Here is a 14592-nt window from a genome sequence, read left to right on the forward strand (position 1 = left end):
CGAGTTTTTGTATCTGTTTTGATTTTAGGAGAGATGTCAAACCGGGTCGGACATTTCATCAATCAGGAGTGCCGGACATGGCAATGGAACATCCGATCCGTTTCACGGAAAAACTTGCAAGGCTCGAAGGGTTGTGGTCGCCTCGCGTCATTGCGGAAATGAACGATTACCAGTTCAAGATCGCCCGCATTCAAGGAGACTTCGTCTGGCATGATCATCCTGAAACGGATGAGACCTTCATCGTTCTCAAGGGCGAAATCCGCATCGATTTTCGTGATCGAGCCATTGTACTGGGCGAGGGGGAAATGTACGTCGTGCCGAAGGGCGTCGAGCACAAGCCTTATGCGGAATCTGAAGCCGAGCTGCTGCTGATCGAACCGAAGGGTATTCTCAATACCGGCCATGCGGGCGGAGACAGGACCCAGGAAAACGATCTCTGGATCTGACAAAGTGGTTCGGGCCGGGACTTTTGTGCGTTCCGGCCTGGCCAACGAGGTAGTTCTCGGCGAGCTTTTACTGCCCTGCGGGCCAGATAAATTCGATGCGGATACCACCGGGTTCAGCCAGCATCATGTGCTTGCGTGGGCCTCCGCCGAGAGGCTCCGGCATAAATTCGATCTCGGCTCCCGGCCAGGCCTTCACCTTTTCGGCAATTTCCAGCAGCTTTTCTTCGCTTGAGATTTCAAGGGCCAGATGGTGGAGGCCGATATTGGTTTTCCTGTCGAAGCCCGTCACAGGCCTTGTGCGGTCTGCCTGCCAGAGCGTCAGGCGGGCAGTACCGTCGGAAACGGTTGTTCGCGGGTAGTTGTCATCACGTGCCAGCAGTTGCCAGCCGAGCAGCTCGGTGAAAAAGGCGGTGGTCTGATCCAGGTCTCGGACTGTGAGGCCCAGGTGGTTGATGCCTTTGGTGGTCACGGTGGAGTGTCCTTGCTGTGGCGAGTCCAAAATAGGTATAAATGCCATGATTGTTCGTCAACACACGTCGCTGCTTATCAAGGTATCGAAACGTGAGCTTGCACCAGAGTGGGAAAATTCGCTTTTCAAACGGCGAGTGGGATGAAGAAAACCGGCCCTTGGGCCTTGAAATAAAATTTCTTCCCAACTATAAGGCGCGCATTCCACACGCAAGGGGCGGAAACCGAGCTTATCGGGGTCCTTCCGGTGGCCGAAGGGAAATCTCTCCGGTCCACATCCTCTTGCGGAGGTCAAACCGGAAAAACTCAGGAGATAAGGGCCATGTCTTTGCCCGATTTCACCATGCGTCAGCTGCTGGAAGCTGGCGTTCACTTTGGTCACCAGAAACACCGTTGGAACCCGCGCATGGGTCAGTACATCTTTGGTGTACGCAACGATGTTCACATCATGGACCTGTCCCAGACCGTTCCGCTTCTGCACCAGGCACTCAAGGCCGTGTCCGACACGGTTGCCGGTGGTGGCCGCGTTCTGATCGTAGGTACCAAGCGCCAGGCACAGGAATCTGTTGCATCTGCAGCGCGCAACTCCGCTCAGTATTATGTCAACGCACGTTGGCTCGGCGGCATGCTGACGAACTGGAAGACCATCTCCCAGTCCATCCAGCGCCTGCGCAAGCTGGAAGAAACCCTGTCTTCCGACGCTGCCAACGCTCTGACCAAGAAAGAGCGTCTGTTCATGGACCGCGAGCGTGAAAAGCTCGAGCGGAACCTTGGCGGTATCAAGGACATGGGCGGTATTCCGGACCTGATCTTCGTGATCGACACCAACCGCGAAGCCATTGCCATCCAGGAAGCCCGTCGTCTGGGTATTCCGGTTGCCGCGATCCTCGATTCCAACTCCAATCCGGAAGGCATCACCTATCCGGTGCCGGGTAACGACGATGCCGGCCGCGCTCTGTCGCTGTACTGCGACCTGATCGCTCGTGCCGCTATCGACGGTATTTCCCGTGCACAGGGTGCTTCCGGCATGGACATCGGCGCTTCCGAAGAAGCTCCGGTTGAAGAAGTTCTTGCTGAGGCTTCTGAAGAAGCTCCGGCTGAAGCAGCAGCTGCCGAGGCTTAAGCCTCTCCTGCCGCGGTCTGCCGTGGCAGAATACTGTTGAAATTCGCAAGGCGGGCTGCATTTTGTTGCAGCCCCGTCATAAAGGCGCGGAAGGCCATGGGCTAAACCGTGTCTCATCTGAAACCCCCATGCACGAGGCAATCGATGAGCATTACCGCTGCGATGGTAAAAGAGCTCCGCGAGAAATCCGGCGCTGGCATGATGGACTGCAAGACCGCCCTGACTGAAGCAGGCGGTGATATGGAAGCAGCTGTTGACTGGCTGCGCACCAAAGGTCTGGCCAAGGCTGCCAAGAAGGCAGGCCGTGTGGCTGCTGAAGGTCTGGTCGGCGTTGCCGCCGATGGCAACAAGGCTGCCGTGATCGAGCTGAACTCCGAAACCGACTTCGTTGCACGCAACGAAGGGTTCCAGGAGCTGGTCTCCAATGTGGCCAAGGTAGCCGTCGGCACCGATGGTTCCGTTGAAGCCGTTTCCGCTGCAAACCTTGGCGGCAAGCCGGTTGCAGAAGCGATCACCGATGCGATCGCCACGATCGGCGAAAACATGACCCTGCGCCGCACTGCGGTTCTGGCCGTAAACGAAGGCGTTGTCGCGACCTACGTTCACAGTGCTGTTTCCGACGGTCTCGGCAAGATCGGCGTTCTGGTGGCCCTGGAGTCCACTGGTGACAAGGACAAGCTGAATGGCCTTGGCCGTCAGATTGCCATGCACGTTGCTGCAACAAGCCCGCTGTCGCTGAACACCGAAGAACTGGATCCGACCGTTGTCGAACGTGAGAAGTCTGTCTTCTCCGAACAGGCACGCGAATCCGGCAAGCCGGAAAACATCATTGAAAAAATGGTGGAAGGCCGTTTGCGCAAATTCTACGAGGAAGTTACCCTCGTGAAGCAGGCCTTCGTGATCAACCCGGATCAGACGGTTGAGCAGGCCGTCGAGGCGCTCGCTAAAGAAATCGGCGCTGAAGTCAAACTGACCGGCTTTGTCCGCTTCGCAATCGGCGAAGGGATCGAGAAGGAAGAGCAAGACTTCGCCGCAGAGGTGGCAGCAGCCACCGGGCAGTAAGCTCAAGGAAAAGCGCCGGCAAGTCCGGCGCTTTTTTTTTAGAAAGACAATTTCAAAAAGGGTGCACCCATGACGAATTCCTTGCGCTGGAAACGGATCCTTCTGAAACTCTCCGGCGAGGCCCTGATGGGATCGCAGGCTTTTGGAATTGACCCGGCCATCGTACAAAGGATCGCCAAGGAAATCGCCGACGCAGTGGCTCTTGGAGCTCAGGTCGGCGTTGTCGTCGGGGGAGGGAACATCTTCCGCGGTGTTGCAGTCGCCGCCAAGGGTGGCAACCGCGTCACCGGCGACCACATGGGCATGCTGGCCACCATCATGAACAGCCTGACGCTGGCGGATGCCCTGCGCCGCCTGAAGGTCAATGCCCGTGTTCTGTCTGCCGTATCCGTTCCCTCGATCTGTGAAACCTTTTCGCAGCGTGTCGCTGACCGCTACATGGAAGATGGCGATGTGATCGTCTTTGCAGGGGGCACCGGCAACCCGTTCTTCACCACGGACAGCGGTGCGGCTCTGCGGGCTGCTGAAATGAAGTGCGACGCCTTCCTGAAGGGGACACAGGTGGATGGCGTCTACTCCGAGGACCCCAAGGTCAACCCGAACGCGGAGCGCTATGACACCCTTGGTTATGACGAAATCATAACCCGCAACCTGAAAGTCATGGACACGACGGCCATTGCCCTGGCCCGTGACAATTCCATTCCCGTCATTGTGTTTTCCATTCACTCACCCGGCGCCCTCGTCAGTGTGCTTCAGGAAACCGGCACCTACACTGTCGTGGGTGACTGAAAGTTTTAAGAACCAATCCCGGTTCAAGCTCTTGTGTTTCGGTGCGTTTATGCCATGTTGGCGCGCGCCGAGACTCTATTAAGCCAAGCATAAAACAACAGTGAGGATAAAATGTCGGTAGAAGGTGTGGACCTTGATGATCTGAAGCGCCGCATGCAGGGAGCCTTGTCGGTTCTGAAAACGGAATTTGCCGGACTGCGTACCGGCCGCGCCTCTTCTTCCATGATGGATCCGATTACTGTTGATGCCTATGGCCAGTCCATGCCGATCAACCAGGTAGCCACCGTCTCCGTTCCCGAACCTCGCATGCTGGCTGTTCAGGTCTGGGACAAGAGCATGGTGTCGGCCGTTGAAAAGGCGATTCGAGAATCCAACCTTGGTTTGAACCCGGTTGTAGACGGCATGCTTCTGCGGCTGCCGATTCCCGAGCTCAACCAGGAACGCCGCCAGGAACTCATCAAGGTGGCCCATAAATACGCCGAACAGGCAAAAGTTGCGATCCGTCACGTCCGCCGCGATGGCATGGACGCTGCCAAGAAGGCCGAAAAAGACGGTGACATTTCCCAGGACGACAGCCGTGTCGCATCCGATGAAGTGCAGAAGCTGACCGACCAGATGATTGCTGAGGTCGACGGCATGCTGGAGAAAAAAGAGCAGGAAATTTCCCAGGTCTGATCGACCTGGGGAGTGTGAGTTGGGGGAGCACATGAGCGTCAGCCCGGACCGCAACCTGCATGCACCTGCTGCGGATGAAACCGGTGCGAAAATGCCCCGTCACGTTGCCTTCATCATGGATGGCAACGGGCGATGGGCAACTGCGCGCGGTTTGCCACGGACAGAGGGACATCGACAGGGGCTTGCCGCACTGCGCAAGGTGATCCGCCACGCTGGCCGTGTCGGCATCGAAACCATCACGATCTACAGCTTCTCATCCGAAAACTGGAACCGGCCACAGGCTGAAGTTTCTTTCCTGATGGGGCTGCTGCGCCGTTTCGTCCAGCGCGATCTGAGCGAGCTTCACGAAGCCAATGTGCGTATCCGCATCATCGGCGGGCGCAGTGATCTGGAACCCGGGATTTTGGCGCTTCTGAAAGAAGCTGAAGACCTGACCCGTCACAACACCGGCCTGAACCTGGTCGTTGCGTTCAATTATGGTGCACGGTCGGAAATCGTGCGGGCGGCACAGGAGCTGGCAGCAAAGGTTCAGGCTGGAGAGATGCAGCCGGCCGAGATAACCGAAGACGCGATCACGGCGGCGCTGGATACCTCCGGTTTGCCGGATCCCGATCTCATCATCCGCACCAGCGGAGAAATGCGTCTTTCCAATTTCCTGCTGTGGCAGGCCGCCTATTCCGAGTTCTATTTCTGCGATCTTTACTGGCCGGACTTCGATGAGGCGGCCTTCGACAAGGCTTTGAGCTGTTTCTGCAGCCGTGAGCGCCGGTACGGCGGCCTTGACGCCAAGGCCAACTGACCTCCGGCTTGAGCAATGGCAGAACCACACCAGAACCCGAAAAAACTGTCCGACCTTCGCCTCAGGTTCATTTCGGCACTCGTTCTGGGGCCTCTTGTTCTTCTGATCACCTATCTGGGCAATCTGCCCTTTGCTGCGCTGACGCTGGTCGCGTCCGGACTGTTCCTGTGGGAGTGGTTCACGATCACCGGGACACAGGCAAAGTCACCCAGTTCACTCACCGGATTTGCAACGCTGTTTGCCATTGGGGTGCTGACAGTAGCCGGACATCCTGACCTTGGTCTCGGGGCCATGGTTGCTGGTGCTTTCATCGCCTATGCGCTTGGTGGTTTCTCCAAGGCTGGACGATGGGCCATCGAAGGGATCCTCTACAGCGGGCTTGCACTGTTCTCGCTGCTTGTACTTCGTGAAGGAAGCAACGGGCTTCTGGTCGCGTTTTTCCTGCTGTTTGTTGTCTGGGCAACCGACATTTTCGCCTATTTTACCGGCCGTGCATTGGGTGGGCCCAAGCTCTGGCCACGTGTATCACCTAAAAAGACCTGGTCTGGTGCCATCGGCGGGCTGGTGCTTGCCACGGTTTTTGGCGCTGGCGTTGCTTTTGTCGCAAATGCGCAGGACCTGATGCTTTGGGCTTTGCTGGCGGCCGGGCTCTCGGTCGTCTCTCAGGCAGGGGACCTTCTGGAGTCTGCCATCAAGCGGCGGTTTGACGTCAAGGATTCCAGCAAGCTGATCCCCGGGCATGGCGGCATCATGGACCGGATCGACGGTCTGGTGGCCGCTGCCATTTTCGCCGTGCTGATTGGCCTAGTTGCTGGCGGCAGCCTTGCAGACCCTATTGCCGGCCTCGGTCTGATTTGAATTTGGAGTAACAGGCATGGCAGCTGCCTTTGCAGCCCGCGACCCTGGCGCGAAAACCCGGATAACCGTTCTAGGGGCCACTGGGTCCATCGGCCAGAGCTTGGCGGATCTCATTCAAAGAAATCCGGACAGCTATGAAGTCGTCGCGCTGGTTGCGAACCGGAACGCCGCGGGCCTCGCCGACATGGCAAAAGCGCTAAAGACCGGTTCCGCTATCCTTGCCGAGGAAACCTGTTATCCGGAGCTCAAGGAGCGGCTTGCCGGCAGCGGCATTGCAACGGGAGCCGGTGAGGCTGCCGTTCTGGAAGCGGTCACGCAGGATACGGATATCGTCGTCGGTGCCATTGTAGGGTCCGCGGGATTGAAGCCGACCATGGCCGCGATCCGGCCAGGACGCCGCATTGCACTTGCCAACAAGGAATGCCTGGTTTGTGCAGGTGATCTGTTCATGGCCAAGATCCGCGCGACCGAGGCGGAACTCCTGCCCGTCGACAGCGAGCACAATGCCATCTTTCAGGTTTTTGAAACCGACAAGGCCGACATGGTCGAGAAGGTTATTCTGACGGCGTCGGGCGGACCGTTCAGGAGTGTCTCGAAAGCCGACATGGCACGGGTAACACCACAGCAGGCGCTCAAGCATCCGAACTGGGACATGGGCGCACGCATTACGATCGACAGTGCAACGATGATGAACAAGGGCTTCGAGGTTATCGAAGCGTCCCATCTTTTTCCGGTTGCCCACGATCAGCTTGGCGTTCTTGTCCATCCTCAATCGACGGTTCACGGACTTGTGCAATACAAGGACGGATCCCTGCTGGCTCAACTCGGTAGTCCGGACATGCGCACGCCGATCGCCCACTGCCTTGCCTTTCCCCGCCGGATGAACGTTCCGGTGAAACGTCTGGATCTGGCCGAACTCGGCACACTCACTTTTGAAGCACCGGATCTCGACCGGTTCCCGGCGCTCCGTCTTGCACTGGAAGCCATGCGGGCAGGGGGAATGGCACCGGCTGTGCTTAACGCTGCAGATGAGGTTGCCGTGGACGCTTTTCTGAAGAGCCGGATCGGCTTCATGGACATTCCGGCTGCCATTGAAGAGGTGCTGGATGCGATGGGGGCAGGCGGCAAGCTGACGGACGCTGCCGGCGTCGAGGATGTTCTTGCCATCGACGCAGAAGCACGGCAGAAGACTGGTGAATGGATAAGATCGCGGTAATCGGGGTGTTGAAGGCCCTGAATTTTTGGTCTCCCACCATTAACACGCCGTAATTTTCTTTTTAGTACAATCCTTCAAAACAATCCTAGCTGCGCAGGATCGGACATAGTTCATGGACCTTCTCGTTTCCGCCTATTCCCTGATAGTCGGCACAATCATTCCCTTTCTTTTTGTGCTTACAATCGTCGTCTTCTTCCATGAGCTCGGCCATTTCGCTGTGGCTCGTTGGTGCAACGTAAAGGTGGATGCTTTTTCCGTCGGCTTCGGGCGTGAGCTTTTCGGTTTTAATGACCGGAAGGGAACTCGTTGGAAACTCTGCTGGATTCCGCTTGGTGGCTACGTCAAGTTCGCCGGCGACGAAAATGCGGCAAGTGTACCAAGCCGTGAGGCAATTGCGCAGATGAGCGAAGAGGACCGGAAAACGGCTTTCATCGCAAAACCGGTCTGGCAACGCATGGCCGTTGTGGCCGCGGGGCCCATCGCCAACTTCCTTCTCGCAATCGTGATCTTTACCGCCCTCTTCGTAACCTCCGGCAAGCAGGGTTTCGAACCTGTCGTCGAACAGGTTTTTGCGGGCGGCGCAGCTGAGCGCGACGGGCTTCTGGCCGGCGATATCGTGAAGGAAATTGACGGCAGGCCTATCCAGACTTTCGGCGAGATGCGTCAGATCGTCCTGATGAATGCCAACACGCCTCTCGTTTTCGAAGTCGAACGGGGCGGGCAAGACGTCACTTTGACCGTTACGCCCGACGCGAAGGAGAAAGAAGTCTTTTTCGGTGAGAGGCAGGTGGCCGGCGATATCAGCCTTCGCGGCGTGTCCGATCCGTCTCATCTCATTCACATCAAATACGGGCTTGGCGAAGCGGCTCTTGAAGGAACTGCGGAAACCTGGCGCATCATCGAAAGCACGGTCAGCTATATCTGGGGCATCATTTCCCAGCGGCAGTCAGCTGACCAGCTTGGTGGTCCGATCCGCGTGGCACAGATCTCCGGGCAGGTCGCAGATCTCGGGTTCCTTCCGCTCATTTCTCTGGCGGCCGTACTTTCTGTCAGCATCGGTCTGATCAACCTGGCACCGGTGCCGATTCTCGATGGTGGACACCTCGTTTACTTCACTGCAGAAGCCCTGCGTGGCAAACCGCTCAGCGAAAGGGTGCAGGACGTTGGTTTCCGGATCGGTCTGGGACTTGTTCTCATGCTGATGGTGTTCGTCACATGGAAGGATATCATGCGGCTCGTGGGAACCAATTCATGACACCCGTGACATTGACGCAACGTCTTCAGACTAAATCGCTTTCCGCCCGGAAGGGCGGTTGCGTTATCGGTAAAAACCTATAAAACACTCGTCGGTTCCGAGAATCTGCTGGGGTGAGTGCGGATTCTCGGGAGGGGTATTAAAAACAAAGGCATAGCGCAATAATGCAGCGATTGCAGAGACTTACACGGGCCGTACTGTTGGCGGTTGCCGTATTTTCGATCGGGACGGTTTTGCCGAAAGCTTTCGGGCCGGTGTCCCTGGTTTCACAGGCACAGGCGGCGGTGGCCAGAAGCATTGACGTGCGTGGCAATACCCGTGTCGAGGATGAAACCGTTGTCAGTTACATGACCATCGTTCCCGGACGCTCCTACAGCGCGTTCGATGTCGACGAGTCACTGAAGGCGCTCTACGCAACCGGCCTTTTTGCAACGGTCGACATCACCCCGCGTGGCAGCGTTGTCGTTGTGACGGTTACCGAGAACCCGATCATCAACAGGGTCTCTTTCGAAGGTAACCGGAAGATCAAGGACAGCGCGCTGGAAACCGCCGTACGGTCACAGCCGCGCTCGATGCTGTCCCGTGCCAAGGTTCAGGCTGACGTCCAGAATATTCTTGAAGCTTATCGTCGCTCCGGTCGCTATGGCGCGTCCGTCGAGCCGCAGATCATCGATCGTGGTCAGAATCGTGTCGATCTCGTTTTCGAGATCAACGAGGGTGCGAAGACCGGCGTCGAGCGGATCAGCTTCATCGGCAATTCCGCATTCAGCGACGGCCGCCTGCGAGATGTCATCCGTACACGCGAAAGCGGCCTTCTGAGCTGGCTGCGCAGCACCGACACCTACGATCCGGACCGTTTGGCTGCGGACGAGGAGTTGCTGCGTCAGTACTACAACAAGAAGGGCTATGCGGACTTCCGTATCGTCTCCACCAGCGCAGACCTCGATCGCGAGCAGAACATCTTCTACGTGACCTTCACGGTGGAAGAGGGCGAGAAGTACGAGATTGGCGATGTCGAGATCGTTTCCACGATTGCCGACGTTGATCCGGAAGATCTTCGCCGCCTGATCCGTACCAAGAGTGGTCAGACCTTCAACTCGCTGCGCGTCGAGCAGTCTGTCGAAGACATCACGCTTCGTGTGTCGGAAGAGGGTTATGCCTTTGCTCGTGTCCGTCCGCGTGGTGCTCGTGACTACGACAACAACACGATCTCCCTGATCTACTACATCGAAGAAGGTCCTCGCGCCTACATCGAGCGGATCAACGTGATCGGCAACGACCGTACCCGTGAGTATGTCATTCGCCGCGAGTTCGACATTGCTGAAGGCGATGCGTTCAACCGTGCGCTTGTCGACAAGGCGGAACGCCGTCTGCGCAACCTCGGTTTCTTCGAGAAGGTTTCCATCACGACGCAGCAGGGCAGTGCACCTGATCGCGTGGTCGTGAACGTTCGCGTCGAAGAAAAGCCGACTGGTGAAATCTCCTTCGGTGTCGGTTATTCGACGGTTGACGGTGTCATTGGTGACATTTCGCTGACCGAGAAGAACTTCCTGGGCCGTGGCCAGTTCGTGAAGCTCGCTGTTGGCGGCGGTACGGACACCCAGTCCTACGAGTTCCGTTTCGTTGAACCGTTCTTCATGGGACGCCGTGTTGCCCTTGATCTGGACCTCTATCGCAAGGTGGATGATGCCAACGACTACCGTTCCTTCGATCAGAAGAAGACCGGTGGCGGGTTCGGTTTCACTCTGCCGCTTCGGGAAGATGAGCTGACTGTCCGTCTGTTCTACAACATCTTCCAGGAGAAGAACTCCGATCCGGACAACAACTCGACCAACATCAACAACTGTGACACCGCAAGCCTTTCCCTGGCGGTCTGTGACTCCCTCGGCACCTACCTGACGTCTCTGGTTGGCTACGAGCTGCGTTACAACACGCTCGACCGGATCCTGGATCCCTCCGACGGTATCTATGCTTCCTTCGGTCAGGAAATTGCTGGTCTGGGTGGCGACAGCTTCTACATCAAGACCGAAGCTCAGGCTCGCGCCTACAAGGAAATCCTGGCTGACTACGGTCTGATCGGTAGCCTGTCGGTGCGTGGTGGTAACATCATGGCCCTTGGTGATGAGCGTCTGCGTGTGTCCGAACAGTTCATGCTTGGTGGTACTCTCGTTCGTGGCTTTGAGAACCAGGGTATCGGCCCGCGTGACGCAACGACCGAAGACGCTATCGGTGGTCGGTTCTACTTCGCGGCAACTGCCGAAACCCGGTTCCCGTTCCCGGTCATCCCGAAGGAATTCGGCCTGAGTGGTGCAGTGTTTGCCGATGCCGGTTCGCTGTGGGATGCCGACAGCAGCCTGGTGAACTTGGTGGAAACCAACGGTGGCCAGATCGACTCGAACGACTTCAACGTTCGTGCGTCGGTTGGTGCAGGTATCCGCTGGAACTCTCCATTCGGACCTCTGCGGGCAGACTTTGCTTACCCGATCGTCAAAGACGACTCCGACAAAACGCAGATTTTCCGGTTGAGCGGCGGTACCCGCTTCTAAACTGCGGTCACATAGGATAAAAAACGGCCGCCGACACGTTCGGCGGCCGTTTTTGTTGGCTGGCAAGAAGGATAACATCATGTCCGAGCCAAAATTTTTTAAGTCTCCGGCTCCGGTCTCTCTTTCAGACATCGCAACGTGGGCGGAAGCTGAGATCGCTCGCGGCGAACCTACCCTGGAAATAACAGGTGTAGCGCCATTGGAAGATGCCACGCCCGGTGCTCTGGTGTTCTTCGACAACACCGCTTACCTGAAGCAACTGGACGGGACCACGGCAGCTGCATGCCTTGTCAACCGGAAACACAAGGACAAGGTGCCGGAGGGCGTTGCTGTTCTTGTATGTTCAGATGCCTATCGCTCCTGGGCGAAGGTCCTCGCCAAACTTTATCCTGCAGCCATGGTTCCGGTAGAACCTGGCGCCGCAGTCATTTCAGAACGGGCTGTAATCGATCCGGCTGCGTCGCTGGAAGACAATGTCACGGTCGAAGCTGGTGTCGTGATCGGTGCGGGGGCAGAGATCGGTGCGGGCACTGTGATCCGGGCCAACGCTGTCATCGGACAGGGCGTCAAGATTGGCCGGGACTGTGTGATCGGTTCGAATTGCACGGTTCAGCACACAGTGCTTGGCAACCGCGTCTACATGCATCCTGGCGTTTGCTGCGGTCAGGATGGCTTTGGCTATGCGATGGGGCCGATGGGTCATCTCAAGGTGCCCCAGGTTGGCCGCGTGATCATTCAGGATGACGTTGAAATCGGCGCCAACACCACCATCGATCGTGGAGCAAACCGGGATACCATCATCGGCGAAGGCACGAAGATCGATAACCAGGTTCAGATTGGCCACAATGTCGTGGTCGGACGTCACTGCGTGATCGTTTCTCAGGTTGGTCTTTCCGGAAGCTGCACACTCGAGGACTTCGTCGCCATTGGCGGACAAACCGGTGTGCGTGGTCACGTAACGATCGGCATGGGGTCGCAGGTGGCCGCGGTGAGCGTAGTCAACGATGATTTGCCTGCCGGGGGACGCTACGGCGGCACGCCCGCAAAGCCGGTCAAACAGTGGTTCCGTGAAGTTGCTGCCGTCAGAAAGCTTGCAGAGCGTGGCGGCGGATCGTAAACGGAATACAAACAGGACTTTGCGGCGGTAATTCGCCAAGGGGTATTATATGGAAGACGCAGAAAACAAAACACTTGCCAGCGCAGACATCATGCGGATCATGAAGCTGCTGCCGCACAGGTATCCTTTTCTTCTGATTGACAAGATCATCGAGATGGATGGCGACAACAGCTGCATCGGCATCAAGAACGTCACCATCAACGAACCGCACTTCACCGGACATTTTCCGGAGCGGCCCGTTTTCCCGGGTGTTCTTCTGATCGAAGCCATGGCACAGACCGCCGGGGCCCTTTGCGTTCATGCCCGTGGTGACGATGCGCCGCCGCAGCTTGTCTATTTCATGACCATCGACAAGGCGAAGTTCCGCCGGCCTGTTGAGCCTGGTGATCAGGTTCATTTCCACGTCAAGAAGATCAAGCAACGCTCCAACATCTGGAAGTTCGACGCCGTTGCCAAGGTAGATGGCAACAAGGTCGCAGAAGCTGAAGTCAGCGCCATGCTGGTAGATGCGTGAGGAAATATGACTGACATACATCCAACGGCCATAGTCGAAGACGGGGCCGTAATCGGCGAGGGCGTTCGAATCGGGCCTTATTCTACAGTTGGCACGAACGTGAAACTTGCTGACGGAGTTATCCTGGAATCGCATGTCGTCGTCACGGGCTACACGAGTGTGGGTGCCAAAACGCATATCTTTCCCTTCGCCAGCATTGGTCACAAGCCGCAAGATCTCAAGTTTGCGGGTGAAGTGAGCTTTCTGGAAATCGGCGCAAACAACCAGATCCGTGAACATGTCACCATGAGCCCCGGTACGGAAGGTGGCGGTGGCTATACCAGGGTCGGTGACAATTGCCTGTTCATGATGAGCTCGCATGTCGGCCACGATTGTCAGGTCGGCAATCACGCAATTCTGGCGAACAACGCCACGCTTGCAGGTCACGTCGAGCTTGACGACTTCGTCATTCTGGGCGGCTTGAGTGCGGTCCGGCAATGGTCTCGCGTTGGAACAGGTGCGATCGTCGGTGGAATGACCGGCGTCGAATTCGACGTCATTCCCTATGGTTCCGTGATCGGTGACCGCGCACGTCTTGCCGGTCTCAATCTGGTGGGTCTCAAGCGCAAGGGCTTGCCTCGGGAGCAGATCCACGCTTTGCGGGCAGCTTATCGCGCGCTGTTTGAGAGCAACGAAGGAACCCTGCGCAGCCGGGCAGAAGCTGTTGCTGCAGAAGGTGCCGATCAGCCCCTGGTCAAGACGGTTACCGACTTCATCCTTGAAAAGGAAGACCGCCGGTTCTGCACACCGCGCAGCGAAGACTGACTGATGAACAGGGCAGATACGGGACTGAAGCCACGCCTTGCCCTGATCGCAGGCAATGGCAGTCTGCCCTGTCAGATCGCTGAAGCGCTCAGCAGCGCCGGACGTGAATTCAGGATTATCGCCATCAAGGGCGAGGCTGATGAACGCACGCGGGCGCAAGCCGATACCGAACTTGGCTGGGGTGAAATCGGCCGGCTTTACAAATTTCTGAAAAAGACGGGGTGCCGGGACGTGCTTCTGATCGGAGGTGTCTCCAGGCGCCCTGATTTCACGTCCATACTTGGCGATTTGGGTACCTTGAAGCGATTGCCGACGATCATCCGGGCACTGGCCGGCGGTGATGACAGTCTGTTGACCAAGGTGATCCGGCTGTTTGAAGTTGAGGGGTATCGCGTTGTGGGGATCAAGGATGTGGCGCCGCAACTGCTTGCCTCAAGTGGTGTGCTTGGCAAAGTTCAGCCGAACCAGGGAGACTGGCGGGATGCTGAGCTGGCCTTGCGGGCGACGGAAAAGCTCGGTGAACTCGATATCGGTCAGGCGGCGATTGCTGTTGGTGGGCGGGTTGTTGCGCTTGAGGGAGCAGAAGGGACCGACGCCATGCTGCAGCGCTGCGCGGAGCTCAAGCGCATTGGCAGGATCCGTTGCAAAGGCCGCGCGGGTGTCTTGGTAAAGACAGCAAAGCCGAACCAGGACTTGCGGGTGGATCTTCCAACCGTCGGCCCGATGACTATTGACCTCGCAGCTGCAGCAGGCCTTGCCGGCATTGCAGTTGAGGCGAGCGGCGCACTGATCGCGGAAAAGGAAGAGACGCTCAGGAAGGCGGATAATGCCGGCCTTTTTGTCATCGGTATAGAGCACGGCACCAGGTTCGGGGTCACCACAAAGGGACAATCGGACGAGCGTTCGTGATGACAGGAAAA

General features: G+C 57.4%; 15 protein-coding genes. 14 read left to right on the forward strand and 1 reads right to left on the reverse strand.

The window, feature by feature from the left end; translation table 11 throughout:
* The first annotated feature begins 83 nt into the window (after positions 1-83).
* Positions 84-446, forward strand: a complete 363-nt coding sequence (locus tag ACP90_RS13805) for a cupin domain-containing protein (protein WP_062491618.1) — start codon at positions 84-86, stop codon at positions 444-446.
* A gap of 67 nt (positions 447-513) precedes the next feature.
* On the opposite strand, the gene ACP90_RS13810 is transcribed toward ACP90_RS13805, so the two are convergent.
* Positions 514-915, reverse strand: a complete 402-nt coding sequence (locus ACP90_RS13810; protein WP_201030468.1) for a VOC family protein — start codon at positions 913-915, stop codon at positions 514-516.
* A 321-nt stretch (positions 916-1236) separates the two neighbouring features.
* On the opposite strand from ACP90_RS13810, the gene rpsB reads away from it, so the two are divergent.
* The 13 genes from rpsB (at position 1237) to lpxI (ending at position 14581) form a co-directional block, all read left to right on the forward strand.
* On the forward strand, positions 1237-2037 hold the full coding sequence (gene rpsB, locus ACP90_RS13815; RefSeq protein ID WP_031268422.1) for a 30S ribosomal protein S2: 801 nt from the start codon (positions 1237-1239) through the stop codon (positions 2035-2037).
* Between the two features lie 144 nt (positions 2038-2181).
* On the forward strand, positions 2182-3099 hold the full coding sequence (gene tsf, locus ACP90_RS13820; RefSeq protein ID WP_062488667.1) for a translation elongation factor Ts: 918 nt from the start codon (positions 2182-2184) through the stop codon (positions 3097-3099).
* A gap of 69 nt (positions 3100-3168) precedes the next feature.
* Positions 3169-3888 carry a UMP kinase gene (gene pyrH / locus ACP90_RS13825; RefSeq protein ID WP_022998459.1) on the forward strand — a complete coding sequence of 240 codons (720 nt, stop codon included), beginning with the start codon at positions 3169-3171 and terminating at the stop codon, positions 3886-3888.
* A gap of 111 nt (positions 3889-3999) precedes the next feature.
* The gene (frr, locus tag ACP90_RS13830; protein WP_022998460.1) at positions 4000-4563 is read left to right on the forward strand and encodes a ribosome recycling factor; all 564 of its coding nucleotides are present in this window, start codon (positions 4000-4002) and stop codon (positions 4561-4563) included.
* Between the two features lie 31 nt (positions 4564-4594).
* Positions 4595-5362 carry an isoprenyl transferase gene (locus tag ACP90_RS13835; RefSeq protein ID WP_022998461.1) on the forward strand — a complete coding sequence of 256 codons (768 nt, stop codon included), beginning with the start codon at positions 4595-4597 and terminating at the stop codon, positions 5360-5362.
* A gap of 15 nt (positions 5363-5377) precedes the next feature.
* The gene (locus ACP90_RS13840) at positions 5378-6220 is read left to right on the forward strand and encodes a phosphatidate cytidylyltransferase (protein WP_055654495.1); all 843 of its coding nucleotides are present in this window, start codon (positions 5378-5380) and stop codon (positions 6218-6220) included.
* Between the two features lie 16 nt (positions 6221-6236).
* Positions 6237-7436: a 1-deoxy-D-xylulose-5-phosphate reductoisomerase gene (locus ACP90_RS13845; RefSeq protein ID WP_062488668.1), complete on the forward strand. Its 1200-nt coding sequence runs from the start codon at positions 6237-6239 to the stop codon at positions 7434-7436.
* A 112-nt stretch (positions 7437-7548) separates the two neighbouring features.
* The gene (gene rseP, locus ACP90_RS13850; protein WP_062488669.1) at positions 7549-8691 is read left to right on the forward strand and encodes an RIP metalloprotease RseP; all 1143 of its coding nucleotides are present in this window, start codon (positions 7549-7551) and stop codon (positions 8689-8691) included.
* Positions 8692-8855: 164 nt separating this feature from the next.
* A complete protein-coding gene (bamA, locus tag ACP90_RS13855; protein ID WP_031268423.1) occupies positions 8856-11237 on the forward strand; it encodes an outer membrane protein assembly factor BamA in 2382 nt (793 codons plus the stop codon).
* A 79-nt stretch (positions 11238-11316) separates the two neighbouring features.
* Positions 11317-12354, forward strand: coding sequence for a UDP-3-O-(3-hydroxymyristoyl)glucosamine N-acyltransferase (lpxD, locus tag ACP90_RS13860; protein WP_062491620.1), 1038 nt, complete (start codon positions 11317-11319; stop codon positions 12352-12354).
* A 49-nt stretch (positions 12355-12403) separates the two neighbouring features.
* Positions 12404-12868 carry a 3-hydroxyacyl-ACP dehydratase FabZ gene (gene fabZ, locus ACP90_RS13865; protein ID WP_022998467.1) on the forward strand — a complete coding sequence of 155 codons (465 nt, stop codon included), beginning with the start codon at positions 12404-12406 and terminating at the stop codon, positions 12866-12868.
* 6 nt (positions 12869-12874) lie between these two features.
* Positions 12875-13672: an acyl-ACP--UDP-N-acetylglucosamine O-acyltransferase gene (gene lpxA, locus ACP90_RS13870; protein WP_062488670.1), complete on the forward strand. Its 798-nt coding sequence runs from the start codon at positions 12875-12877 to the stop codon at positions 13670-13672.
* A 3-nt stretch (positions 13673-13675) separates the two neighbouring features.
* The gene (lpxI, locus tag ACP90_RS13875) at positions 13676-14581 is read left to right on the forward strand and encodes a UDP-2,3-diacylglucosamine diphosphatase LpxI (RefSeq protein WP_062488671.1); all 906 of its coding nucleotides are present in this window, start codon (positions 13676-13678) and stop codon (positions 14579-14581) included.
* Positions 14582-14592 lie beyond the last annotated feature (11 nt).

This window comes from Labrenzia sp. CP4, from assembly GCF_001579905.1.
Taxonomy (GTDB): domain Bacteria; phylum Pseudomonadota; class Alphaproteobacteria; order Rhizobiales; family Stappiaceae; genus Roseibium; species Roseibium algicola.